We start from the raw sequence: 22957 nt of genomic DNA on the forward strand, positions 1-22957 counted from the left end.
GGACAGGTTTCATAAAGGCTCATATTTTTCATCAAAAAACTTAAATTCATTCAGCGGAAAATCAGGGAACTTTGTTTTGCTATTTTTTGTAGAAATAAGATTATCACTGCGGAATTTATCTTCAATGGCATTTCCCGTAAGGAAATTTATCGAGCGTTTTTCTTCTATACCGCAACCATCTTCGTCTTCTTTGTCATAAAAACAAAAATGTTCATCTCGACCAGAAAAGCGCCAAGACTGATCGATCAGCGCAAACCGGTACGTAATTACACCAAGCGGTACAAAGTTATGCAAATTAACAGAAAAACTGCTGTCGGATTTTATTTCTACGCCATCCAAAACCTGTAAATTACCGCCAGAAAACCCACCAGAAGGGATTGAGCGGATAACTTCTTTAAAGTTGTTGTTCTTCAATTTTTCTAAGATAAAGACACTAGCCAAATATGGGCTCATTTCGTCAGAAATATTTGCTGGTATACGCCACTGGACGGCACCAAATACATTTCCACTGCGAGAGAATTCAAAGCTTGAACTAACTATTGGCTGACCGTTGGTAAGATGTTCAAGATATGCTTCTACAGTGGTGAACGTTTCCGCAGTTGCCCAGTTAGAGAACAGCAGTATAAACAGCGCGAAAAAATGTTTCACTGTAGAGATCTCCCAAAAATCGAACTAGGGGTAGTTGTCCAACGTAGAGCTAACCGGGCGCGGCACGGAAAGCTGAAAAATAAAACCGCATTGTAACCGCGCTCCGGTTGAGCGCCATGTTAGGTTTTTTTGCCATGGGGAGCCACGCGGTTCAACTAAATACCAATATACAAGCTCAGCTTGTGTGGCTGGCCAGAAGAATATGGTAGCAAGACCTTGTGCGGTGGAAATTCGCGGAGCGAGCATTGGGCTGCCGAAATCTCCTGAAGAAATGTAATGTCCACCGACCTTTCTATTTTCACCAGCATCGGAATAATAGCCAGCACGGTGAATGAGCCAATTTTCACTACGGGCAACGCCATATGCTGCTGCATAGAGTAGGCAGAAGGTGACGATAATTGAGATTTTGGTTGCAGCTTTCATTGCGCCTGCTATCGAAACCTAACGTAATATATACGACATCAATTGTCGTATAAAAAAACGCGTTGTCGTATATCCTCCATACCATAGACCTACTTAATTGTTTTAATTAAACTTAATAGAACTCAACAGGACATAACGAATAAACAAATACGACTAATGAGCCGGGGTAGGATTATAACCCATATCGTAACGTTTCAAATGCGGCGACAGCCCAAATACAATCTAAATCACTATATCCGCCGCCCAACCCGAATCCCAACCCACACCCATTCAAATAATTTACGCAATTCCTCAAAAACCAGCACAGTCGCAGCAACTCCAACCGCTATCAGCCAATCCAGCTGCGTTAATGCGATGGTATGAAATATCCGTTGCGCGAGCGGCAAATATATGACCAGTATTTGCAGCATAATCACCCCGAAAATAGCCAGCCAAAGCAATCGGTTAGCGCAAAAATGCTGGTTGAAAGTCGTGCCTTTTTCCGATCTGGCATTAAACACATTAAACACCTGAAACAGCACAAAAGTCGTAAATGCCAGCGTCACGGCATGCGCCTCGCCTGCTCCCGACAGGCTTACGGCATCCCCGGCGATATCGCTTTCGCCGGTTTGCAAACCGTAATACAGCACTCCCAAAGTACCGATAGCCATGGTCAAGCCGTAGCTGAAAAGATTGCCGAAACGGCGTAACGACAGTATCTGCGCGTCCGAGTTTCGCGGCGCTTCATTCATGCTGCCGTTGCGGACGGGGTCAACGCCTAGCGACATGGCCGGCGGGCCGTCCATGATGATGTTGATCCACAGCAATTGCACGGCGGTAAACGGCACCGGCATGCCCAGCAGCGGGGCTCCGGCTACGGTCAGGATCGCACCGATATTAGTGGACAGCTGGAAGCGCACGAATTTGACCATGTTGTCGTAAATGCCTCTTCCTTCTTCGACCGCCTTGACGATGGTCGCAAAATTATCATCGGTCAAGATCATCGTTGCAGCTTCCTTTGCGACATCGGTGCCGGTGATGCCCATGGCGATGCCTATGTCGGCAGTTTTCAAGGCAGGCGCATCGTTGACGCCGTCGCCAGTCATCGCGACTACATGACCGTCGAATCTCAAGGCTTTGACGATTCGTACTTTCTGTTCGGGCGCAGTGCGGGCAAAGACGGTAATAGCGTTGATACGCGCGGCCAGAGCGTCATCGTCCAGTCCGGCCAATTCTTCGCCGTCGATCACTTCGCCGGACAAACCCAGCTCCTGGGCAATCGCAAAAGCGGTCACTTTCTGGTCGCCGGTAATCATTTTGACCGCGATACCGGCCTGTTGGCAGAGCTTGATGGCCTCACGGGCTTCGGCTCTTGGCGGGTCCATCAAACCGACCAGCCCGACGAAGGTAAGCTCCTTAATATACTGGAACAGATCGCTATCTGCTTGATAGTCGGCTGCGGGCAGCGTGCGAACCGCCAGACCCAATACTCGCAGGCCAGTACTCGCCATGGTTTGGTTTTCGGCCAACAGTTCAACTTGCCGAATCGGGAGCGAGTCGCCATTGTTATCAACGACAGAATGACACAGTTTGAGCAAGACTTCAGGCGCGCCCTTAATAAACACCTTGATCCGGTCGCCCTGTCGATGGAAAGTCGCCATGAATTTATGCTCGGCATTAAAAGGGATTTCGGCGATGCGCGGCAGTTGCGAGAGTGCCTGTTCTTTGTCAATACCGCCTTTGGCGGCAAGCACCAGTAACGCTCTTTCCATCGGATCGCCAACCGCCTGCTTATCTTGAAAATGGCTGTTGTTACACAAGGCTAAAGGCAGCAATAAATCCGCTAAATCATCGGCTATATCGCCGCCGCTAACGGGCAAAATTTTACCGGCAAGCTCATAGCCCTCACCGCTGACTTTGTAGCTTCGGCCTTTATAAAAAATTGATCGCGCCGTCATCTGGTTGACGGTCAAAGTGCCGGTTTTGTCGGTGCAGATAACCGTCGTGCAGCCCAAAGTTTCGACGGCGGCCAAGCGTTTGACGATAGCGCGTTGGCGGGCCATGCGATGCATTCCCAATGCAAGGGTTACGGTGACTACTGCGGGTAATCCTTCGGGAATGGCCGCCACGGCCAAGGCAATCGCAGTAAATACAGTCTGGATCAACGGTTCTCCGCGCCACAAGGCAGTGATAAACAATATCGCGATGATGCCAAGCGCGATCAAGGCCAGCCGTTTACCCAGACTGTCGAGCTGTATTTGCAACGGGGTATCTTGGTCTTCTGCCTCTGCCAATAGTCCCGCCAATTTGCCGATTTCGGTATCCATGCCGATAGCGGTGACTACCATTTCCGCACGGCCGCGGGTGACCGCATTGTTCATATACAGCATGTTGCTGCGCTCGGCGAGCGGTATCGTTTCCAGCTCGAATGCCTGATGCTGCTTGGAAACCGGCATCGACTCGCCAGTCAGCGCGGATTCATCGACTTCCAAGGTGTGACAGGAAATAATACGGCCGTCTGCGGGGATTTTATCGCCGGGTTCCAGAATGACTATGTCCCCCGGCACCAGTTGATCGACGGGCAGCTGAACGGTATCGCCGTCTCGGCGCACAGCGGCCTGCAACCCGAGCATACTCTTAAGCGCGGCCAATGATTTTTCGGCCTGAAATTCCTGATAAAACCCGAGTAGCGCGTTAATAGTCACAACTACCAAAATGACTGCACCATCTGTTAAATCGCCGATCGTAGCAGACACGACAGCTGCAAAAATCAGCACCAAAATAAGAAAACTTTTAAATTGGGATAACAGTAAATACCAGGCTGAACGCGGCGGTTTTTCGGTCAGTTGGTTGAGTCCGTAGCGATCTTGTCGATCTGAGGCGACTGCTTGGCTCAAGCCGGTAGAGGCATCAGTAGCCTGTGCCGAAAGCGTTTCCTCGACCGACAGGGTATGCCAACCGGGCTGAGGTAGATCAGGAGGAACTGCCGAATCTGAAGTCTCTTCTTCATGCTTTTGCAACTTCAGCCATGATTGCCATACAGACAGCAAAACGGCCAGAATCACCGGGCCTAAAAACAGGCCGATAGCGCCGAATGCCGTGAGTCCGCCAAGAACGCCGAACAACACCACCAGAAAAGGTATCCGCCCCGCACCGCTGATAACTAGCGGCCGGATTATATTATCCACTGTGCTGATCGCAAAAAAACCCCAAAGCAACAGTCCTATGCCCTGAAAAGGCTGTTCCGTAACTATCAGCATGATACCTAGAGGCATCCATACCAGCGTCGCGCCCATCGGAATCATCGCCAACAGCGCGGTGACCGCCCCAAACAGCACCGGAGCTTTGACGCCGGCAATAAAGTAACCCAATCCGGCTAACATTCCCTGGCCCAGCGCTGCAAGCACTAAGCCGTAAACCACGGCTCGGGTAGTGTGCCCTGCAGCTTGCAGATAAACATGCTGATATTTCCCTAAAAACCGCACCAGGCCTTGATGCAGCTGTTGAATGGCTTCTTCCCCGTCACGAAAACAAAAAAACACCGTCACCAGAATAACGCCCAGTTTCATAATGTAATTACCGACACCGCCGAGAAACGTTGCAAATTGGCCTGACCATTGCTGTGCCCAGTTAGCAAATTGCCCCATCACTGCGGCTCGGTCATCGGCCAGCCGATCTAACCAGACCTGCATAGTGTTGCCCAACCACGGAATGCGCTTGATGAAATCCGGCAGGCGATAAGTATCCGGACTAAAACCGCTGATCAGGGCTTGATAAGCGATTTTTAGCTCTTCTTGCAACATGGCAAGCAGCCAGTAGACTATCAATAAGATGACTGCTGCAATAATCGCCGTCATCAATGCTGCACTGAGCGTGGCATTGTCTTTGAGCCGTTGCCTTAAGTACCGATAAGGCGGCCATACTGCATAAGCGATGATCAGTGCCCAGGTCAGGGTGAGCAATAACTCACGCAGCACCATAAAGCCCAACAATAAAAGACCAGTCAATAAAATGCCTGGAATGAGCTGCCGTATTAATGTGTTACTCATAAAATCATTCATATCTATGACTCAAAAAAGTAAAAATAATCTGTCAACCCGATGTTAAAACTACATTGTAAGCCATAGTCATCTAATTATCAGTAATATACGAGATGAGATTTATCCTATGGGTGCTCTGCTATATAATGATTTTCGCACGCCTTAATGAGGGACAATAACTCTTGCTGAAATATGCATCACCCTCTCATACAAGTCCTAATCAGGAATAAAATTGCACACTCGACTTAAGATTTCTGCCGACTACCGGATAGCGCAATGAATCTCGACATCCGTACGATGATGGTGATGATCTCCGCGCTGTGCCTGATGTTTTCAGGCTTGCTGATATTAGCGGGATTACATGCCGGTAAGATCCGAGGAGTTCAACATTGGGCACTGGGCAGTTTATACATCGGGCTGGGGCTAGGCTTTTCTTATATTATCCAACAAAAATCATCCGGCAGCGCTTGGGTTCTGGTATTTGGCGCTACGCTGATGGCGGCGGGTATAGGTTTGCAATTCAACGGCATCCAGGCATTCAAAAAGGGTTGCAGCAATGGATACATTCCATGGTTATTGGCCGGGCTGGTGTTTATTCAGAGCATATGGTTAGTTATCCTCCATCCGGATATCCATGCCCGAGTCATCGCCAACTCGGTTGTGTTCGCCTTGAGCAACGCAGCCTGCGCCTATGCCTTATTCATCCGCATAGAACAACCTTTACGCACCGCGTATTGGTTTACCGGGACATCATTCGCTGTAGTTGCAATAATGTTTCTAGCCAGGGCAATAATTGTTTTTCTATCCCCAGCCGACACCTATACCCTTTATTCGCAAGTTACTATCAATCCTGTATCGTTTTTTATTGGCAGCATCGCACAAATGTGCCTGGCTTTCGGATTCGTGCTGATGCTGAATTACCGGCTTGCCGCGGATCTGCAAAAATTGGCGGCGAGCGATGCGCTGACTGGAGCTCTGAATCGGCGCAGTTTGGAACAGGAAGCCACCCGGCTGTCAGCTCGCTGTACTCGTACCGGAGATACGCTGGCATTAATGATGATTGATGTCGATCATTTCAAATCCATCAACGATCGCTACGGTCATCCTGCGGGAGATTCTGTGTTAAAGCATCTTACTGCAATAGCGCAAAAGACCATCCGTAGCGACGATTATTTCGCTAGATATGGGGGCGAGGAATTTTGCATTCTATTGCCATCCACCCTGGAAAAAGATGCCTGGTTACTGGCGGATCGCTTGCGTCAAAACTATGCTGAAATGGCGATGAAGTTCAATGACGAAGTCCTGCACAGCACCGTCAGTATCGGCGTTTCCGATTCACTACATGCCGGAGTTGAATTTGCCTCATTGGTAGCCGCCGCCGATCAGGCAATGTATAGAGCCAAACAAGAAGGCCGCAACCGGGTAGTGCTGCATTCATTATGCTTTAATAAGGCTACTATATAGCTCAAGCTTTATTCGCAACAGCGATTCGGAATAGCCAAACTCTTTTTGTAGTGTTAGCGATCCCTGATTGGAATGATTTAATGCTGTACCGTTTTGAATAATCTGTAGAAGTTTTCTGTAGATGACACTGCAATTTCATTTATCGTTGTTCCGCGCAACTTAGCCAGTTGTTCTGCAACATAACGCACGTAGATGGGATAGTTGGGTCTTCCGCGAAATGGTACCGGCGCAAGATAGGGCGAGTCGGTTTCTATTAAGAAACGGTCGGCAGGTACTTTTTTGGCGACTTCCTGGATTTCCTTGGCGCTGTTAAAAGTGACAATGCCGGAAAACGAAATATAAAAATTCAAATCCAACGCCTTTTTGGCAAATTCCCAGTCTTCGGTAAAACAGTGAATAATCCCCCCTACTTCATTGGCGCCCTCTTCTTGCAGGATGCGTAAAGTATCGTGTTTGGCTTCGCGGGTATGGATAATCAATGGTTTATCCAATATTTTTGCGGCGTTAATATGATTTCTGAAACGCTGATGTTGCCAACCTAAATCGCCTTCGCTGCGAAAATAGTCCAGACCGGTCTCGCCTATGCCTATAACTTTATCAGGACGGCCTAAAGCGATAAGCTCTTCGACACTGGGGTCATGACCCTCGTGGCTGTTAGGATGCACTCCGACAGTCACGGATATTTGCGGATAGGAAGATACCAAGTCCAGCATTGCCGGATAGGATTCCAAATCTATCGATATACATAACAGGTGTTCGATTTGACTGTTTGCCGCTTCGTTCATGAAACAGGCAAAATCATTTTGATAAGGCGCAAGATCGATACGATCCAGGTGGCAATGGGAATCTATTAACATGAAAGTTTTTATAAAAGCAGGCAAAGGGCGAAAGGCACAAGGCTAAGGGCGGGGTGTATTGACGCTCAGGTTTTTTCTCCTTTAGCCTTGTGCCCTTTGCCTCACATAGTATGCGTCGGACGATCGCCTTCTAAAGAACCGGCCAGATAGTTTTCTATTTTATTGCGCGATACGCCGCCGTCCTGATCGCTAAACTGTACGCCGACGCCTCTGGCTCTATAGCCTTCCGAGCCGGGCGGAGTTATCCAGATTATTTTCCCGGCTATCGGCAGCCGTTCGGTTTCCTCCATTAAATTGAGCAGCATGAATACTTCCTGCCCCATTTCATATTCACGGTTGGTCGGAATGAATAGCCCGCCGTTGATAACAAAAGGCATATAGGCTGCGTATAATGCGGTTTTATCTTTAATTGAAAGGGACAATATGCTTTGTCCGGCTCCTGCATCTGCCATGGTTATTTACTCCGGTTAAGTTCGTACCATTGTATTAAAATTTCTTCAAACAATAACTGTCTGTTTATTTGCGTATCCAGCCGTTGCCGACTTAATAATAATAGATCATACAACTTATAAAGTCCTTTTAATTCTAGCCGTTTGGCCAGTTCTTGCAACTGTCCGCTCAAATCCGGATTATATAAATTTTCGACCTGAGTGTGATAAAAACATTTAATCAGGTCGATGTTCCATGATGTCATCCAGAACATCAAAGGCTCTGCCGGTAGCTTGTGCCAGTCTTCGGCAACAATGATTGGGGATTTATGCTGCCTTGCTATTGCCAGCCATGACTTGAAACATTCATTGCGCAAAGTTAATGTTTGCTCATTAACATAATCCAGTGCCAGCAAAGGAGCGCCTTGTGCTAGAGAGACGTAGTAATGCAAGTCCTCCTTTTGCAACAGGGGGGCTTTCTGTAATGTCTCCTCTGCCAGCCAACTCACTATAGCGTCCTTATCCGGAGTCGCTACTGCCAGCTTCTGGCAACGGCTGATGATAGTCGCCGGCAGTTTGCCCGGTTTTTCGGTGATTAATATAAGCAAGGTACGCTCGGTCGGCTCTTCCAAACATTTTAAAAATGCGTTGGCTGCGGCATTATTCATCTTATCCGCAGGATTGATAATAACGATACGATGAGTCTCATACTGGGGCTTTAAGGTTAACCGGGTAATCAGGCTGCGTATTTGCCCGATAGTAATGCCTTTGCCCGTTTCTTCAGGCTGTACCTGAATAAAATCGGGGTGTGTATCGGCATTAAACAGCAAGCAGCTGCTGCAAAGACCGCACGCTGTGCCGTTTGCTTTAGGTGTTGCGCAAAGCAGGGCAACGGCGAATTGACCGGCCAACTGCTGCTTGCCGAGCCCTTTATTGCCGGTGATGAGTAAAGCTTGGGGAACGCGTTTTTGCGCGCTATAACTGCAAAGATGCTCCCATAAATGCTGTTGCCAAGGCAGAATCATTTAACGAGGCCCTGCCTGGTGGAAGGGGTCGGGCAATTCAATGCACACAAGCCTAACAAAGGACGAAGCACATCGGTAATGGCTCTTTGCACGTCAGGTAACGGTTGATTGGCTTTGATAAGTTTGATGCGCTCCGGATGCAGTTCGGCCTGCAATAAATAAGCCCGTCTTACATTTTCAAAAAAACTGATCTTTTCCGACTCGAAACGATCGAAAGCTCCGCGCTCTCTAACGCGCGCGATACCTATCTCGACCGGCGCGTCCAACAACAGTGTTAAATCAGGCCTTAATGTGCCTTGCACCATATTTTCCAACCATTTTATAGTGCTGATTTTCATATTCCGGCCGCCGCCTTGATAAGCGTAGGTAGCGTCTGTGAAGCGATCGCAAAGCACCCATTTTCCTTGCGCCAACGCCGGTTCGATGATGTGTTTGATGTGCTGGGCTCTAGCCGCGAACATCATTAATAACTCGGCCTGATCTGAAATAGCCTCGCTTTCTTTATCCAGCAATAATTCGCGTATCTTTTCGGCCAAGCGAGTGCCGCCGGGCTCGCGTGTCACAACGACCGATATATTATGTTGTTCCAGGTAGTCTTTGATAAAAGCCAGATTGGTAGTTTTACCTACCCCTTCTCCGCCTTCCAGGGTAATAAATTTCCCTCTGATCATTTTTTATTCCTTTGAAACTTGTCGACGGCCAATTTGTGGTCTTTTAAAGTCGCTGAAAATACATGCGTACCGTCACCGCGGGCTACGAAATAAAGACTGTCGCTTTTGTCAGGATGCAGAACGGCATAAAGCGCATCTCGTCCGGGCATCGCAATCGGCGTTGGCGGCAAGCCGCTAATGACATAAGTATTGTAGGGTGTGGCTGTGGTTAAATCTTTAGACTTAATATCGCCCTGATAGCTTTCGCCCATGCCGTAAATAACGGTAGGATCGGTTTGCAACAGCATATTTTGTTCCAATCTGCGGATAAACACCCCGGCTATTAAAGGTCTTTCAGCAACTGCTCCGGTTTCTTTTTCGACAATCGAAGCGAGAATCAAGGCTTCATAAGGCGTTTTAAACGGCAGGCCTTCCGTTTTGTTGAGCCATTCCTGCTGCAACACCCGTTGCATTTTGTCGTAGGCTCTTTTTAATAAAGCCACATCGGATGTGTGTTTCTCAAAAAAATAAGTATCAGGAAAAAACAAGCCTTCTGGCGATGCAGGAGCATCCGGATTGAATTTTGTCATTATGCTTTTAAAATCAACGCCGTTTAACGTATGCTCAATATTGGGATTTTTCTCAATTTCATGCAGTATTTCCTTAAAGCTCCAACCTTCCGGAAATGTAATAGGGTGTTGCTTGGTTTTCCCTTGAACGAATAGCTTTAAGATTTTAGGTATAGTCAAACCGGAAGTTAACTCGTATTCTCCAGTTTTAAGTTTTTTGAGCGCGCTTTCCTGAAAGGCGATGACTTTAAACCAGAATGGTTTAACAGCCAGTTTTTGATCTACAAGTTTATCGATAATGTGACTAAGCGAATCGCCTTTTTCAATTTCTATAACAACAGTTTTATTTATCAACGCTGGCTGATATAACGCCCTTTGATAGTCCATCCACAGCCAGCCGCTTACAAAACTTAAAATCAATAAAGCAAAACCAATGATTTTATGGTTCTTTGTTAAAAATTCCGGCAACCGCTTCATGCCTTATCCGCCTCCAGCCATGCAGTCTTACTGGTGGATTCGTTCAACCAGATTTGAATACTCTTGGTTATCGGGCCAACTGAAAAATGCATAGCTTCGATTTGCTTGATGGGCCAAATGCCGATAATTGAATTACAGACGAATATTTCATCGGCCGATAATAACTCATTTTTCGTAAACAGATGTTCAATTACCGAAAGGCCATGGTCAACTGAAATCGTCATTACAATACCGCGAATAATTCCGGCAACGCCTGATTGAGACAGTACTGATGTATAAAGACTATTGTTTTTAATGTAGAACAGGTTAGTCATTGTTCCTTCAATAACACGATCATTGACATCCAGCATAAGCCCTTCCTGCACGGCTGAGTCGTTCCATTCAGCTCGTGCCATGACTTGTTCAAGCCGGTTCAGGTGTTTAATTCCTGCTAAGGTGGGATTCAGGCCTAAACGAGTAGTACAAATACGGGCGACTATGCCTCGCTCTGAGTATATTTTCGGATAATCAGGATAGGGATGGAGACTTAATATGCGGGTGGGTTGAATGACATCAGGTTGGCGATAACCTCGCCCGCCTGTGCCGCGCGTGACTATGATTTTAAGCACAGCATGAGCTGAAGGCCATTGGCGGCAAAGTGCCTTAGCCTCAAGACTAAGCAATTGTCCATCCGGAAAAGGAATGTAAAGCCTGTCACAACCTGACTTTAAACGTTCTAAATGGCGTTCAAAAAAAACTGCTTTTCCGTCTCTAACTTCAATGGTCTCGAACAATCCATCGCCGTATTGAAAACCACGATCGGATATTTCGATATGCTCCTTGCTTTCACCATTGATGAGAATCATTTTTTTAGCCGGGCAGTATCCACAGGATGAATGACATTATGGCGAATGGCGGACGGAAAAGTCCTTACTTTTGGCGCCCATTTTACAAGGCTAATTACTCATAGCGTTTAAAAACCAACGAACCATTAGTGCCGCCAAAACCGAATGAATTGGACATAGCTACATCGATCTTCATATTTCTTGCGACATTCGGCACATAATCCAGATCACATTCAGGATCTTGATTTTCCAAATTGATGGTTGGTGGAGCGATCTGATTTTTGATACTTAATGCGGTCAGCACTGCCTCAATGCCGCCCGCAGCGCCTAATAAATGACCAATCATCGACTTTGTTGAGCTGACGGCAAGTTTATAGGCGTGGTCGCCCAATGCTGCTTTCATCGCCTGGGTTTCACCTACGTCACCGGCCGGCGTTGATGTACCGTGAGCATTGATATAATCGACGGCATCGGCATTTAAACCGGCATCGCGCAACGCATTCTTCATACAACGTGCAGCGCCTTCGCCACCGATTGAAGGCGTAGTCATATGATAAGCGTCACCGCTCATGCCATAACCTACTAATTCAGCATAAATTTTTGCACCGCGCGCTTTAGCATGTTCCAACTCTTCTAAAACCACAATACCGGCACCATCGCTTAACACAAAGCCGTCACGGTCTTTATCCCAAGGGCGACTGGCGGCTTGCGGATCATCATTGCGGCGAGACAAGGCTTTTGCCGAAGCAAAACCGCCCATTGCTGTTGGCGATGTAGTGCAGCGTTCAGCGCCACCCGCGACCATTACATCAGCATCGCCATATTTAATTAAACGTGCCGCGTCGCCAATATTATGAGTGCCTGAAGAACAAGCTGTAACAATGGCAAAATTTGGACCTTTTAATCCATATTTGATTGAAAGGTTGCCTGAAATCATGTTAATGATGTTACCAGGAACAAAAAACGGCGAGATACGGCGCGGACCGCTCTTATCATAGAGTGCGTAACATTCTTCAATACCGGTAATGCCGCCTATACCCGATCCGATAGCAACACCGATGCGCTCGGCATTAGCCTCAGTTACTTCAATACCTGAATCCTCAATTGCCTGACTACCCGCTGCAATTCCGTAATGGATGAAACCGTCCATGCGCTTAGCGTCTTTTTCTGGAATATATTGACCGGGATCAAAATTTCTTATGACGCCGCCGAAAGTAGTGGCAAAAGAAGAAATATCGAAAGAATCAATTGGACTTATGCCGCTTTTACCATTAATAATACCGTCCCATGTTTCTGAGACTGTGTTAGCTAAAGGCGTGATTGCGCCTAATCCAGTTATTACAACCCGACGTTTGCTCAATGTGGTTTACCGTAAGAAAAATAAAGGCGGGAAATGGGTTAGATATGTAGGCCGGAGTGTAACGGAACAATCAAAAAGCACTCAGATGGGTAACGATACGCTCGGCAACCGCTCCTGCATCTTACTAGAGGCGCCTACTTGAGTGCTTTTTGGCAACCTCTCCAGGTGTTGCTCCACTTCCTGCGTCCATGCAGTCGCAACCCAACCTACAAGCTCATCAACTAAGAAATCAGATTTTAAGCATTTTTTACTACATAATCAATAGCTTGCTGAACAGTTGTAATTTTTTCAGCTTCATCGTCTGGAATTTCGCATTCGAATTCTTCTTCAAGAGCCATGACGAGTTCAACTGTATCAAGAGAATCAGCACCTAGATCATCTACGAATGAAGCATCGGTAGCGATATCTTCTTTAACACCTAATTGTTCCGCAACAATCTTTTTTACTCGTTCTTCAATGTTACTCATAATTTTTATCCTCAAACAATGTAAGCTCCTCAGCGTCTAATCTGAGACCTACACTAGTATTGTTATTAGTTTTATTTGAAATCCCGTCTCCGGAAATTCCAGACGGCGGGGGAATTATACTTTATATTACCTTAATATCACAATATTAAGGCATGAACATACTATACGGTCTATATTACGACATGAACATACCGCCATTTACATGAATGTTTTCGCCGGTAATATAAGCCGCACCATCAGAGGCCAAAAACGAAACCGTATGGGCAATTTCTTCCGCCTTGCCCAAACGGGACAAGGGAATAGATGACAGCAAGGTATTTTTAATATCATCATTCAGTTCCTTGGTCATATCGGTATCAATAAATCCAGGCGACACTGTGTTGATGGTAATGTTGCGTGAACCTACTTCCTTGGCCATCGATTTGGCAAACCCGACCATTCCGGCTTTAGCTGCGGCGTAATTTGCCTGCCCGGCATTACCGGTCGAACCTACTACAGATGAAATATTGATAATACGCCCTGTTTTGGCTTTCATCATACCCCGCATTACTGCCTTGCTCATGCGAAAAACCGAAGTCAGGTTGGTATTGATAATATCATCCCATTCTTCGTCCTTCATTCGCATCAATAAATTATCACGAGTAATGCCGGCATTATTGACCAGCACAGTCGGCGCACCAAACTCGTCATTAATAATATTCATGACTTCTGCAATAGAATCAGGATTACCAACATCCAGCTTCAAGCCCTTTCCCTGACCCTCCAGATAGACTGAAATTGAATCGGCGCCGCTATCTGTGGTTGCAGTACCGATAACAAAAAAACCATCCTGAGCCAATCTTTCTGCGATTGCACGACCGATGCCGCGACTGGCACCCGTCACTAAAGCTACTTGCTTAACCATTGAGTTGTTCCAATACTGTAATTAATGATTCCGGGTCATGAATAGACATATGTTCGGCTTCCTTGGCAATACGCCTATTCAAGCCGATCAATACTTTGCCGGGTCCGCATTCAACAAAACAGGTAACGCCCTGATCATGCATGAACTTAATACTGTCGGCCCAGCGCACCGGCTTATAGAGTTGTTCTTTTAATGCGTTGCGGATGACTTCCGAGGCGCTGTGCGATGCAACATCTACATTATGAATCAGCGTCATTTTGGGCGTATCAATATTCGTGTTTTGCAATTGTTCATCCAGTTTTTGAGCTGCCGGCTCCATTAATGCACAGTGCGAAGGAACACTGACCGGTAATAATACCGCTCGTTTAGCGCCCGCCGCTTTTGCCTCAAGCATTGCTCTCTCAACGGCTGCAACATGGCCCGCAATAACCACCTGCCCTGGCGAGTTGAAATTGACCGCTGAAACTATTTCGCCCTGAGCCGCATTGGCGCAAACCTGAACGACTTGATGGTCCTCAAGACCCAGAATTGCCGCCATTGCGCCGACGCCGGGAGGCACAGCTTCCTGCATCAGTCGCCCTCTTGCCGCAACCAGTTTTATAGCATCTTCAAACGACATGGCATCCGAACAAACCAAGGCAGTATATTCGCCCAAACTGTGTCCTGCCATCCATGCGGGACGAATATTACTATGCTTGCACCAGACTTCCCAAACCGCTACACCGGCGGCCAGCATTGCAGGCTGGGTATTATGCGTTTGATTAAGCTCTTCGTCAGGGCCTTCATTAACAATAGTCCATAGATCTTTGCCTAATGCATCGGACGCACGTTCGAAAGTATGCTTTACCTCAGGATAGCTGGCAGCCAAATCTGTTAACATACCGATTGATTGCGAACCCTGACCGGGGAAAACAAAGGCTAAGTTATAAGTTTGGTTATTCATATCGATACGCTTTTAGTATTTAATTAATGCAGAACCCCAAGTGAATCCCGCCCCAAACGCTTCAAGTAAAACGACTTGTCCACGTTGAATACGACCATCCCGAATACCTTCATTAAGAGCGAGCAATACAGACGCAGATGAGGTATTGCCCTGATTTTCAAGTGTCAAAATAACATTATTCATGGACATTTTTAATTTTTTTGCGGTCGCGGCAATAATTCGTGTATTCGCCTGATGAGGAACCAACCAATCAACATCGGACTGTTGCATGTTGTTTGCAGCCAAAGTTTCATCGACTATGCGGCCCAGCGTGTTAACTGCCACCTTGAACACTTCATTGCCGCGCATCTTGATGTAGCCGGCTTCATCTTTATTCGCCTCAATAGCGACCTGAGGGTTTGGACAATACAACAGCTCTTCATATTCCCCGTCTGAGTGGATATGCGTCGACAAAATACCGGCATCATCCGATGCACCGAGCAATACTGCGCCTGCACCATCACCAAATAAAATACAAGTGCCTCGATCTGTCCAGTCAACAAGGCGCGAACAAATTTCAGAACCGACAACAAGAACTTTCTTGGCAGCACCCGATTTAATATATTGATCGGCAATGCTTAACGCAAAAATCGAACCTGAACATGCGGCCTGTACATCAAAAGCGACGCAATTTTTAATACCTAGGCGCCGCTGCAACAAACAACCGGTACTGGGGTAAACGCGATCAGGCGTCCCGGTCGCAACAATGATTAAATCAATCTCTTCGGGATCGCAATTTGCAGCTGCTATAGCTTGTCTTGCCGCAATTTCGGCCATACTTGAAGCCGTTTCATCAGCACCGGCAATACGACGGCTTTTGATACCGGTTCGCTCAATAATCCAGCTATCCGAAGTATCAACAGTTTGTGATATTTGCTCATTAGTGCGAACCTCTTCGGGCAGATAACCACCGGTACCGATTACTCTTGAATAACGAGTCATGCATTCTCTCTCTGAGCCAAAGTTCTTTCGACTTGTTCGCTTATTTTTCTTATAACGTCTTTTTTTACTTCAATTTCAGCAAGATGAATGGCTGTCTTAAACGCCAGCACATCAGCACCGCCATGACTTTTAATAACCAGCCCGCGCAACCCTAAAAAGCTCGCGCCATTGTATAAACGGGGATCTATGCGCTTTTTAAATGACTTGAGCACCGGATAAGCCAGCAATCCCGCTAACTTGGTTACGATGTTTTTACCAAAAGCCTCTTTTAATGCAGTACCGATCATTTTTGCCGCACCCTCAATGGATTTAAGCGCGACATTGCCGACAAAACCATCCGCAACAATCAGATCAACCGGAACATGTCCTGCATTTAAAGAATCGCCTTCTACATAACCTATATAATTTAGTGAAGAATTTTCCAGTAATTTTGACGCCGATTTAACCTGCTCATTACCTTTCACGTCTTCTTCACCGATATTTAACAACCCTACTTTAGGATTATCAATATTTTCGACCGCTTTAACCAGTTCCGCGCCCATCACTGCAAATTGAAAAAGATGCTCCGCAGTACAATCCACGTTTGCCCCTAAATCAAGCATGTGAGTATGCCCGTCGATTGACGGCAATGTAGAAATAATGGCTGGACGATCAATACCCGGAATCATTTTAAGCACAAAACGGGCAGTAGCCATTAAAGCCCCTGTATTACCGGCGCTAACACAGGCATCCGCATGCCCGTCACGAACCAAGTTTATGGCAACCCGCATTGACGAGTCTTTTTTATTTTTCAGTGCTTTGGACGGAGATTCATCCATCTCAACGCATTGGGATGCGTGCCAAATAATGAGTCTATCTTGATAATCAATTAAGGCTTGGGCTAACTGCGGCTTAAGAACAGTTTCATCGCCCACTAAAATCAGTTTTAAGTCTGGATTGTTCTTTAAACAATCCAATGATGCCGGAATGGTGACTTCAGGACCGTAATCCCCGCCCATTGCATCAATCGAAATTGTTAGGCTCACGCTTACGGATGACTCCTGAGTTATTAAAAAAGAAGCCGAACCTGGTCGGGTTCGGCATATCATCATGTTTACAAATTGGAAGATTTATTAATCTTCGTCGCCATTAGTTACAATTTGACGACCTTTAAAAAAGCCATCAGGAGTAACATGATGACGAATATGAGTTTCACCTGTCATTGGATCCTGAGACAAGGTTTTGCCGGTTAATGCGTCGTGTGAACGGCGTTGACCGCGTCTTGAACGCGTTACTTTACTTTTTTGTACGGCCATTATAAATCTCCAGTATTTTTTAATTTGGCTAAGATGGAAAAAGGGTTTTCGGGAGGAGACTGTTGTTCATTTTGTACAAAATCCACTTTAGCATTATCCGGTTTTTGAGCGAGACATTGATGCTGATGTTTAGGAAATGTAGGCAAAATAAGTAACAACTCGTCTTCAACAATATTCTTTAGAAGGATTTTTCCCTCATCGACTAACAACGGTTCATAATCCTCGGGCAATCTGTCCGCTTGATCTAATGAAGTAACAATCCCCAGCTTGACAGTATTTTTGACAGGCCATTGTACCGCCTGCAAACAATTTTGGCATTCAAGTTCCAGAACCGCTTCTATTTGCCCTTCAACTTTGGCCAATCTTCCTTCCCGACCAAAAAAAAGCTCAACAGTCACCGTCCCGGTATCGCTAAACAGTATATCCGCTAAACGATCCAGTCTGCTTATCGGTATTTGCCCCTTCAATTCACCACGCTTATCAGCTAGGTGCAAAGGGTCTATATATTCAGGTAATCGAGCTAACATAACCGGGTAATGTTATATGGAAACAACAAGTTCGTCAAATCCATGTGACATCACGTCATCAACGCTTAACGATGACGGGCTTATTGGAAAGTTCATTTAAATTATTTTCACCGGGTGGAAAATGGGTAGCAAGCAGCATCGTTATACGCTCGATACCTTGTAGCGACCCACGTAAAAAATCTCCTTGCTGATATTCTTTCTGCATAGCTTCTGCAACTGCATCCCATTCTGCTTGTTCAACGCGTTTGGCAATACCCCGGTCTGCAACAATATGAACTTCACGATCCGCGAGCAACAGATAAATCAGAACGCCGCTGTTTTCTTCGGTATCCCAGACCTGTAAATCTGAAAACATTTCTACCGCACGTTGACGAGCGGATATACCATTCCACACTTTACCAAGCGCAAGCGCATTTTCAACAGCAAAACGAAGTTCGCCACAGTGCTGATGCTCGGAATGTTTTATTGCTTCTTCTATGTCGATCAGCGCATTTTTAGGGAAAAGCACACGCCAGCGCCAAGGCAGCATAAAGGCATGACGAAACCAACGTTTAATATTTACCATGATCCTGATGCGCCTCCTCCGCCAAAGCGGCCACCGCCGCCACTCCATGAGCCGCCGCCACTACTTCCGCCAAAGCCGCCACCGTTAGACCAACCCCGTCCGCCCGTTGAACGAACTCCAACGATAAAAAAAACCATTAACCCAATAAATAACGCCACCGAAAAAGCTAATCCCATAACCAGTGCAGCTACCAAACCACTACCCAAGCCCGCCAGCATACCGCCCATGACCCGTCCCATCATGACTGACAATGCAAAGCCCAAGATTAAACCGCCAATCAAAATGAACATAAAAGCCCCATCGCCCTGTGCTTCACTCAGTCCTTCCGATGGTGCGGGCAACGCCTCGCCCCCGATCAATCCAATTAACTGTGTAACCCCGGCATCAATGCCGCCCGCGTAGTCGCCATTCTTAAAATAGGGAGTAATAGTCTCAGAAATTATACGCTTGGCAACTGCATCCGGAATTACGCCCTCCAGACCATAGCCGACTTCCAGACGCAACTTTCGATCATCTTTCGCCACTATCAGGATGACACCGTCATCAACGCCTTTACGACCGATTTGCCATAAATCTGCAACCTCTATGCCGAATTCTGCTATATCTTTAGGCTGAGTAGTCGGGACGATTAACACCGCAATCTGACTACCTTTTTGGGTTTCGAATGCAGCCAGCTTATTCTCCAGTGCCGCAACCTGCTCGGTGCTGAGTGTTGAGGTAAGATCGGTAACTCGACGCGATAACTCGGGAACGCCAACTATCGCCCAAGCCATCATGCAAAACAACAGCAGTAAAAACCCGAATCCGTAACGGGCTCGGGGAAATATCGCTGGCAACATTCTAATGTCCGCCAGCCGGTGCAGGTGAGCCAAAGTCCACTGTGGGCGGCTTTGCAATCTCTTGTTCATTTTCTACGGTAAAGCTTGGCTTGGCTTTATGACCGAACATCATCGCAGTAAGATTGGTGGGGAACGAACGCACCGTAATATTGTATTCCTTGACCGCGGCAATATAACGGTTGCGCGCCACGGTAATACGGTTTTCCGTACCTTCCAGCTGCGCTTGCAAATCACGGAACAGACCATCGGCTTTCAGTTGCGGATAGTTTTCGGCCACGGCCAGCAGCCGTGAAATCGCACTGGTCATTTGCCCTTGAGCGGCAATAAACTTCTGGAACGCCTGCTCATCATTAACCAATTCTGGCGTGGCTTGCAACGATCCGACCTTGGAGCGAGCCTCGGTAACTTCGGTCAGCACATCCTTTTCGTGAGCGGCATAGCCTTTCACCACATTCACCAGATTAGGCACCAGATCGGCGCGGCGCTGGTATTGATTTAACACCTCTGCCCATGCCGCTTTAATGCTCTCGTCGCCGGACTGTAACGTGTTATAACCGCAGCCGGACAAAATAGTCATCATGAATAAAACAATCAGCCGTTTAAACATATCAACCTCGCAGATTAGATTCCAAAATTCAAGTCTGACCTTGTTCTCGAGCCTGCCATTTGCCCTAATCACGCTAGCCGGCAAATGGCATAAGCATAGTGGATGTGTTTTCTAAAAATTAAACCACCCCGAACCAAATGAAGTAGCGAAAACAAGACTGACTATAGTCATTAGTTTGATCAAAATATTCAAAGATGGGCCACTGGTGTCTTTAAACGGATCACCCACCGTGTCGCCCACTACCGCAGCTTTATGAGAGTCGGAACCCTTTCCTCCGAATTGTCCTGTTTCAATCCATTTTTTCGCATTGTCCCAAGCGCCGCCGGCATTTGCCATCATCACCGCCAGCAGGAAACCGGAAGACATAGTACCGACCAGCATGCCTGCGAGGGCTTCTTTACCCAAAACATGACCCACAATCAACGGTACAACAACTGCCAATGTGCCGGGCAAGATCATTTCACGCAAAGCACTTTCGGTGCTGATACCGACGCAAGTCGCGTAATCTGGTTCTCCTGTACCGTCCATCAAGCCCGGAATTTCGCGAAACTGGCGACGGACCTCTACAACAATCTCGTGAGCCGCTTTACCCACCGCCATCATGGTCAGCGCGGAAAACAAATAAGGCATCATCGCGCCAATTAGGATACCCGGTAACATAGTAGGCCCTAAGATATTCAAATTGTCGATTTTTGCTGCCGTCACATAAGCGGCTAATAAGGCCAACGCTGTTAGTACAGCCGAGCCAATCGCAAAACCTTTACCGGTAGCAGCTGTAGTATTGCCCAAGCTATCCAGCGCGTCGGTGCGATGGCGCACTTCACTGGGCAAATGGCTCATTTCGGCAATGCCGCCCGCATTATCGGCGACCGGGCCGTAAGCATCCGTCGCCAAGGTAACACCCAAGGTGCTGAGCATACCCACGCCCGCCAGAGCTACCGCGTAAAGTCCGGCTGCAATAGTGCCGTCAGCCTTATGGCCCAGCCAGATACTCAGCAAGATAGACACAGCGACGATCAATACCGGGAACACAGTACTCATCATACCGACTGCCAAGCCTTGGATAATGGTAGTCGCCGCACCTGTTTGGGTGGCGTGAGCAATGGCTTGCGTGGGTTTTTCAGTGTAAGCCGTATAGTATTCAGTCACATAGGCGATAGCGTTGCCCGCTACCAAACCGACCAGGATAACCAACCAATAATTAAAACTGATCCCCGAAATTAATATAGCAAGTAAAGAAAGCCCCAAAATGACCACCGAAGCCCCCCAAACTGAATGACGCAACGCTTTCAGCAAATCATCCAAACTGGCATTTTCGTCAATATTTATTACATATTGCCCGATAAAACGGGTGATGCGGACCATTATGGAATCATCGGCATGTTCCGTCTGCTGTTGTTCATCGCCGGTTACCATATAAATACCAAAAAGACTGGCAATGATGCCGACAGCGGCAACCAAAAACGGCAGACCTATAAAAGCCGGGGATTTTGCACCCAATGCCGCACCCAAAGTTGCAGCAGCAATTATCGAACCGCTATAACTTTCAAATAAGTCGGCACCCATACCCGCAACATCGCCGACATTATCGCCCACATTATCAGCAATGACGGCAGGATTGCGCGGATCGTCTTCGGGGATGCCCTGTTCGACCTTACCGACCAGATCAGCGCCCACATCGGCAGCCTTGGTATAGATACCGCCGCCGACCCGTGCAAACAATGCAATACTGCTTGCACCAAAACCAAAGCCGGTAATATAGGTCAACTGATTCGGATTGCCGTTAAAGATCAAAAACAATACCGTCATACCGATAAGACTAAAGCTGACCACCGCCATGCCCATAATCGAGCCGCTGCCGAAAGCAACACGCAAGCCTTCATGCAGATTACGGTCGGCTGCAGCGGCCGTCCTGACATTGGCGCGAACCGCAACATACATCCCCAGATAGCCAGCGCCTGCCGATGCAATAGCGCCCACCACAAAACACAGCGCAGTCTGCCAATGTAAAAATGTCGAAATAATCGTAGCGACAATAGCCACAAAAATCGCAATAACGCGATATTCGCGCGATAAAAAAGCTGCTGATCCTTCTTGAATAGCCTTTGCAATGGCTTGCATCGTTTCATTACCTTGGTCATAAGCAAGAATACGCCGCAATTCCCATATCACGAATGCGCCTCCTGCAATACCCATCAATAATGCGATGACAACTGATGCAGATGTTGGAAACATCATAACTTCCTCTCCTCTTTAATTGATTTGACTAAGCCCATAAGAGCCCGCCATTTTTTATTATTTATTCAGCTATCGCACACAATTGTACAGCCGTCGCTATTAGAAACGGCATTTACGCAAGACGCAACTTTTTAAGTTTAGCACACGCCTCTCCCCCTTCAATGTCCGGAATTATTCTTAATTCCAATGCCTTCAATTGCTTAAGCTTGGCATGATAATGCTCGATTTCGCATGTAGTGTTTGGCGGGCTGAAATGATACTGCTGTCGCAAAATCTCCTGATAGATATTTTCTTTATCCATCAACCAAAGCAGGACAAATTCTTGGGTGCGAGACTGTTGCTGCTCATCGAACCTTAAAACGATATGCTCTATAGTCCGAGGTTGATCAAAAACGATACGGATTATTTGCTCGCCGGCGCTTGCCGCCACCCATCCTGAATCCGAGTCTCCGTTCAACAATAGGGCTGACTCAACAGGATGTTCCTGACACTCCGAAGTAAACTCTACTTGTGCAAGATGCTCCAAATCCAGAAAATTCAGATCGGAAATTGGAGGCTTCTCAACAGCTTGGTCGATCATTATTTTACGCATCATTAATCTCCTGTTGCAGTGTGCAGAGCCATTTGAGGCTTGACGCCCCTATCTCAGAAAACAGTGTAAACCTCCGTTAACTGATAGTGAAAGAAGTATTAGTACGGATGAAAACCAAATGAACAAACGAAATGAAGTTAAATTAACACTTGCATAGCTTATTACTTCCGGGTCTGGGCGCGCCAAAGTTTATGATTTCCTCTACTACAAAATACTCAAATCAATGTAATAAAAAACCGCGCTCTGAAGATTCCA

Annotated in this window: 23 protein-coding genes; 1 reads left to right on the forward strand and 22 read right to left on the reverse strand. The window is 46.9% G+C overall.

What is annotated here, in order from left to right:
* Positions 1–9 precede the first annotated feature (9 nt).
* From EPO18_RS13270 to EPO18_RS13280, 3 genes are all read right to left on the reverse strand, one after another.
* Positions 10–648, reverse strand: a complete 639-nt coding sequence (locus EPO18_RS13270) for a hypothetical protein (protein WP_292433939.1) — start codon at positions 646–648, stop codon at positions 10–12.
* 24 nt (positions 649–672) lie between these two features.
* Positions 673–1071 carry a hypothetical protein gene (locus tag EPO18_RS13275; protein WP_292433941.1) on the reverse strand — a complete coding sequence of 133 codons (399 nt, stop codon included), beginning with the start codon at positions 1069–1071 and terminating at the stop codon, positions 673–675.
* Positions 1072–1301: 230 nt separating this feature from the next.
* Positions 1302–5099 carry a calcium-translocating P-type ATPase, PMCA-type gene (locus EPO18_RS13280; RefSeq protein WP_292433943.1) on the reverse strand — a complete coding sequence of 1266 codons (3798 nt, stop codon included), beginning with the start codon at positions 5097–5099 and terminating at the stop codon, positions 1302–1304.
* 267 nt (positions 5100–5366) lie between these two features.
* Here EPO18_RS13280 and EPO18_RS13285 point away from each other — a divergent pair, with 267 nt between their 5' ends.
* A complete protein-coding gene (locus tag EPO18_RS13285; RefSeq protein ID WP_292433945.1) occupies positions 5367–6554 on the forward strand; it encodes a GGDEF domain-containing protein in 1188 nt (395 codons plus the stop codon).
* A gap of 77 nt (positions 6555–6631) precedes the next feature.
* Here EPO18_RS13285 and EPO18_RS13290 read toward each other — a convergent pair whose 3' ends face one another.
* The 19 genes from EPO18_RS13290 to EPO18_RS13380 all read right to left on the reverse strand — a co-directional run bounded on the left by EPO18_RS13290 (position 6632) and on the right by EPO18_RS13380 (position 22705).
* Complete coding sequence (locus tag EPO18_RS13290) at positions 6632–7411, reverse strand: TatD family hydrolase (protein WP_292433947.1); 780 nt, start codon at positions 7409–7411, stop codon at positions 6632–6634.
* 101 nt (positions 7412–7512) lie between these two features.
* The gene (locus tag EPO18_RS13295) at positions 7513–7863 is read right to left on the reverse strand and encodes a PilZ domain-containing protein (RefSeq protein WP_292433949.1); all 351 of its coding nucleotides are present in this window, start codon (positions 7861–7863) and stop codon (positions 7513–7515) included.
* A gap of 2 nt (positions 7864–7865) precedes the next feature.
* Positions 7866–8864 (reverse strand): DNA polymerase III subunit delta', encoded by a 999-nt coding sequence (locus EPO18_RS13300; RefSeq protein WP_292433952.1) that lies wholly within the window; start codon positions 8862–8864, stop codon positions 7866–7868.
* The gene (tmk, locus tag EPO18_RS13305) at positions 8861–9535 is read right to left on the reverse strand and encodes a dTMP kinase (RefSeq protein ID WP_292433954.1); all 675 of its coding nucleotides are present in this window, start codon (positions 9533–9535) and stop codon (positions 8861–8863) included. The genes EPO18_RS13300 and tmk overlap by 4 nt, the downstream gene beginning before the upstream one ends.
* Positions 9532–10560 (reverse strand): endolytic transglycosylase MltG, encoded by a 1029-nt coding sequence (gene mltG, locus EPO18_RS13310; RefSeq protein WP_292433956.1) that lies wholly within the window; start codon positions 10558–10560, stop codon positions 9532–9534. Before mltG ends, tmk begins: the two co-directional genes overlap by 4 nt.
* Complete coding sequence (gene pabC / locus EPO18_RS13315) at positions 10557–11405, reverse strand: aminodeoxychorismate lyase (protein WP_292433958.1); 849 nt, start codon at positions 11403–11405, stop codon at positions 10557–10559. Before pabC ends, mltG begins: the two co-directional genes overlap by 4 nt.
* A gap of 94 nt (positions 11406–11499) precedes the next feature.
* Positions 11500–12744 (reverse strand): beta-ketoacyl-ACP synthase II, encoded by a 1245-nt coding sequence (gene fabF, locus EPO18_RS13320; RefSeq protein ID WP_292433959.1) that lies wholly within the window; start codon positions 12742–12744, stop codon positions 11500–11502.
* 236 nt (positions 12745–12980) lie between these two features.
* Positions 12981–13211, reverse strand: coding sequence for an acyl carrier protein (acpP, locus tag EPO18_RS13325; RefSeq protein WP_006890004.1), 231 nt, complete (start codon positions 13209–13211; stop codon positions 12981–12983).
* A 175-nt stretch (positions 13212–13386) separates the two neighbouring features.
* On the reverse strand, positions 13387–14115 hold the full coding sequence (fabG, locus tag EPO18_RS13330; RefSeq protein WP_292433965.1) for a 3-oxoacyl-ACP reductase FabG: 729 nt from the start codon (positions 14113–14115) through the stop codon (positions 13387–13389).
* Positions 14108–15058 carry an ACP S-malonyltransferase gene (gene fabD, locus EPO18_RS13335; protein WP_292433967.1) on the reverse strand — a complete coding sequence of 317 codons (951 nt, stop codon included), beginning with the start codon at positions 15056–15058 and terminating at the stop codon, positions 14108–14110. Before fabD ends, fabG begins: the two co-directional genes overlap by 8 nt.
* A gap of 12 nt (positions 15059–15070) precedes the next feature.
* Entirely contained in the window at positions 15071–16039 is a 969-nt protein-coding gene (locus tag EPO18_RS13340) for a beta-ketoacyl-ACP synthase III (RefSeq protein WP_292433969.1), read from the reverse strand.
* Positions 16036–17064, reverse strand: a complete 1029-nt coding sequence (gene plsX, locus EPO18_RS13345; RefSeq protein ID WP_292433971.1) for a phosphate acyltransferase PlsX — start codon at positions 17062–17064, stop codon at positions 16036–16038. Before plsX ends, EPO18_RS13340 begins: the two co-directional genes overlap by 4 nt.
* An 87-nt stretch (positions 17065–17151) precedes the next feature.
* Positions 17152–17334, reverse strand: a complete 183-nt coding sequence (rpmF, locus tag EPO18_RS13350) for a 50S ribosomal protein L32 (protein ID WP_292433973.1) — start codon at positions 17332–17334, stop codon at positions 17152–17154.
* On the reverse strand, positions 17334–17861 hold the full coding sequence (locus EPO18_RS13355; RefSeq protein ID WP_292433975.1) for a YceD family protein: 528 nt from the start codon (positions 17859–17861) through the stop codon (positions 17334–17336). Before EPO18_RS13355 ends, rpmF begins: the two co-directional genes overlap by 1 nt.
* Before the next feature lie 58 nt (positions 17862–17919).
* Positions 17920–18426: a TPM domain-containing protein gene (locus EPO18_RS13360; protein ID WP_292433977.1), complete on the reverse strand. Its 507-nt coding sequence runs from the start codon at positions 18424–18426 to the stop codon at positions 17920–17922.
* The gene (locus EPO18_RS13365) at positions 18420–19265 is read right to left on the reverse strand and encodes a TPM domain-containing protein (protein ID WP_292433979.1); all 846 of its coding nucleotides are present in this window, start codon (positions 19263–19265) and stop codon (positions 18420–18422) included. Before EPO18_RS13365 ends, EPO18_RS13360 begins: the two co-directional genes overlap by 7 nt.
* A 1-nt stretch (position 19266) precedes the next feature.
* Positions 19267–19872 (reverse strand): LemA family protein, encoded by a 606-nt coding sequence (locus EPO18_RS13370; RefSeq protein WP_292433982.1) that lies wholly within the window; start codon positions 19870–19872, stop codon positions 19267–19269.
* 111 nt (positions 19873–19983) lie between these two features.
* Entirely contained in the window at positions 19984–22110 is a 2127-nt protein-coding gene (locus EPO18_RS13375; RefSeq protein WP_292433984.1) for a sodium-translocating pyrophosphatase, read from the reverse strand.
* Positions 22111–22222: 112 nt separating this feature from the next.
* Positions 22223–22705 (reverse strand): carbohydrate-binding protein, encoded by a 483-nt coding sequence (locus tag EPO18_RS13380; protein ID WP_292433986.1) that lies wholly within the window; start codon positions 22703–22705, stop codon positions 22223–22225.
* Positions 22706–22957: the final 252 nt, after the last annotated feature.

Origin of the sequence: Methylobacter sp., assembly GCF_004322395.1 — a bacterium.
Taxonomy (GTDB): domain Bacteria; phylum Pseudomonadota; class Gammaproteobacteria; order Methylococcales; family Methylomonadaceae; genus Methylobacter_A.

What these genes read in the sequence shown, in the direction of transcription:
- EPO18_RS13285 (WP_292433945.1), top strand. Translation starts at nt 5,367, where the DNA reads ATGAATCTCGACATCCGTACGATGATGGTGATGATCTCCGCGCTGTGC.
- EPO18_RS13280 (WP_292433943.1), bottom strand. Translation starts at nt 5,099, where the DNA reads ATGAGTAACACATTAATACGGCAGCTCATTCCAGGCATTTTATTGACT.
- EPO18_RS13365 (WP_292433979.1), bottom strand. Translation starts at nt 19,265, where the DNA reads ATGTTGCCAGCGATATTTCCCCGAGCCCGTTACGGATTCGGGTTTTTA.
- mltG (WP_292433956.1), bottom strand. Translation starts at nt 10,560, where the DNA reads ATGAAGCGGTTGCCGGAATTTTTAACAAAGAACCATAAAATCATTGGT.
- EPO18_RS13300 (WP_292433952.1), bottom strand. Translation starts at nt 8,864, where the DNA reads ATGATTCTGCCTTGGCAACAGCATTTATGGGAGCATCTTTGCAGTTAT.
- EPO18_RS13360 (WP_292433977.1), bottom strand. Translation starts at nt 18,426, where the DNA reads ATGGTAAATATTAAACGTTGGTTTCGTCATGCCTTTATGCTGCCTTGG.
- rpmF (WP_292433973.1), bottom strand. Translation starts at nt 17,334, where the DNA reads ATGGCCGTACAAAAAAGTAAAGTAACGCGTTCAAGACGCGGTCAACGC.
- tmk (WP_292433954.1), bottom strand. Translation starts at nt 9,535, where the DNA reads ATGATCAGAGGGAAATTTATTACCCTGGAAGGCGGAGAAGGGGTAGGT.
- pabC (WP_292433958.1), bottom strand. Translation starts at nt 11,405, where the DNA reads ATGATTCTCATCAATGGTGAAAGCAAGGAGCATATCGAAATATCCGAT.
- EPO18_RS13340 (WP_292433969.1), bottom strand. Translation starts at nt 16,039, where the DNA reads ATGACTCGTTATTCAAGAGTAATCGGTACCGGTGGTTATCTGCCCGAA.
- fabG (WP_292433965.1), bottom strand. Translation starts at nt 14,115, where the DNA reads ATGGTTAAGCAAGTAGCTTTAGTGACGGGTGCCAGTCGCGGCATCGGT.
- EPO18_RS13380 (WP_292433986.1), bottom strand. Translation starts at nt 22,705, where the DNA reads ATGATGCGTAAAATAATGATCGACCAAGCTGTTGAGAAGCCTCCAATT.
- EPO18_RS13295 (WP_292433949.1), bottom strand. Translation starts at nt 7,863, where the DNA reads ATGGCAGATGCAGGAGCCGGACAAAGCATATTGTCCCTTTCAATTAAA.
- EPO18_RS13370 (WP_292433982.1), bottom strand. Translation starts at nt 19,872, where the DNA reads ATGTTTAAACGGCTGATTGTTTTATTCATGATGACTATTTTGTCCGGC.
- fabD (WP_292433967.1), bottom strand. Translation starts at nt 15,058, where the DNA reads ATGAATAACCAAACTTATAACTTAGCCTTTGTTTTCCCCGGTCAGGGT.
- EPO18_RS13290 (WP_292433947.1), bottom strand. Translation starts at nt 7,411, where the DNA reads ATGTTAATAGATTCCCATTGCCACCTGGATCGTATCGATCTTGCGCCT.
- acpP (WP_006890004.1), bottom strand. Translation starts at nt 13,211, where the DNA reads ATGAGTAACATTGAAGAACGAGTAAAAAAGATTGTTGCGGAACAATTA.
- EPO18_RS13275 (WP_292433941.1), bottom strand. Translation starts at nt 1,071, where the DNA reads ATGAAAGCTGCAACCAAAATCTCAATTATCGTCACCTTCTGCCTACTC.
- EPO18_RS13375 (WP_292433984.1), bottom strand. Translation starts at nt 22,110, where the DNA reads ATGATGTTTCCAACATCTGCATCAGTTGTCATCGCATTATTGATGGGT.
- EPO18_RS13355 (WP_292433975.1), bottom strand. Translation starts at nt 17,861, where the DNA reads ATGTTAGCTCGATTACCTGAATATATAGACCCTTTGCACCTAGCTGAT.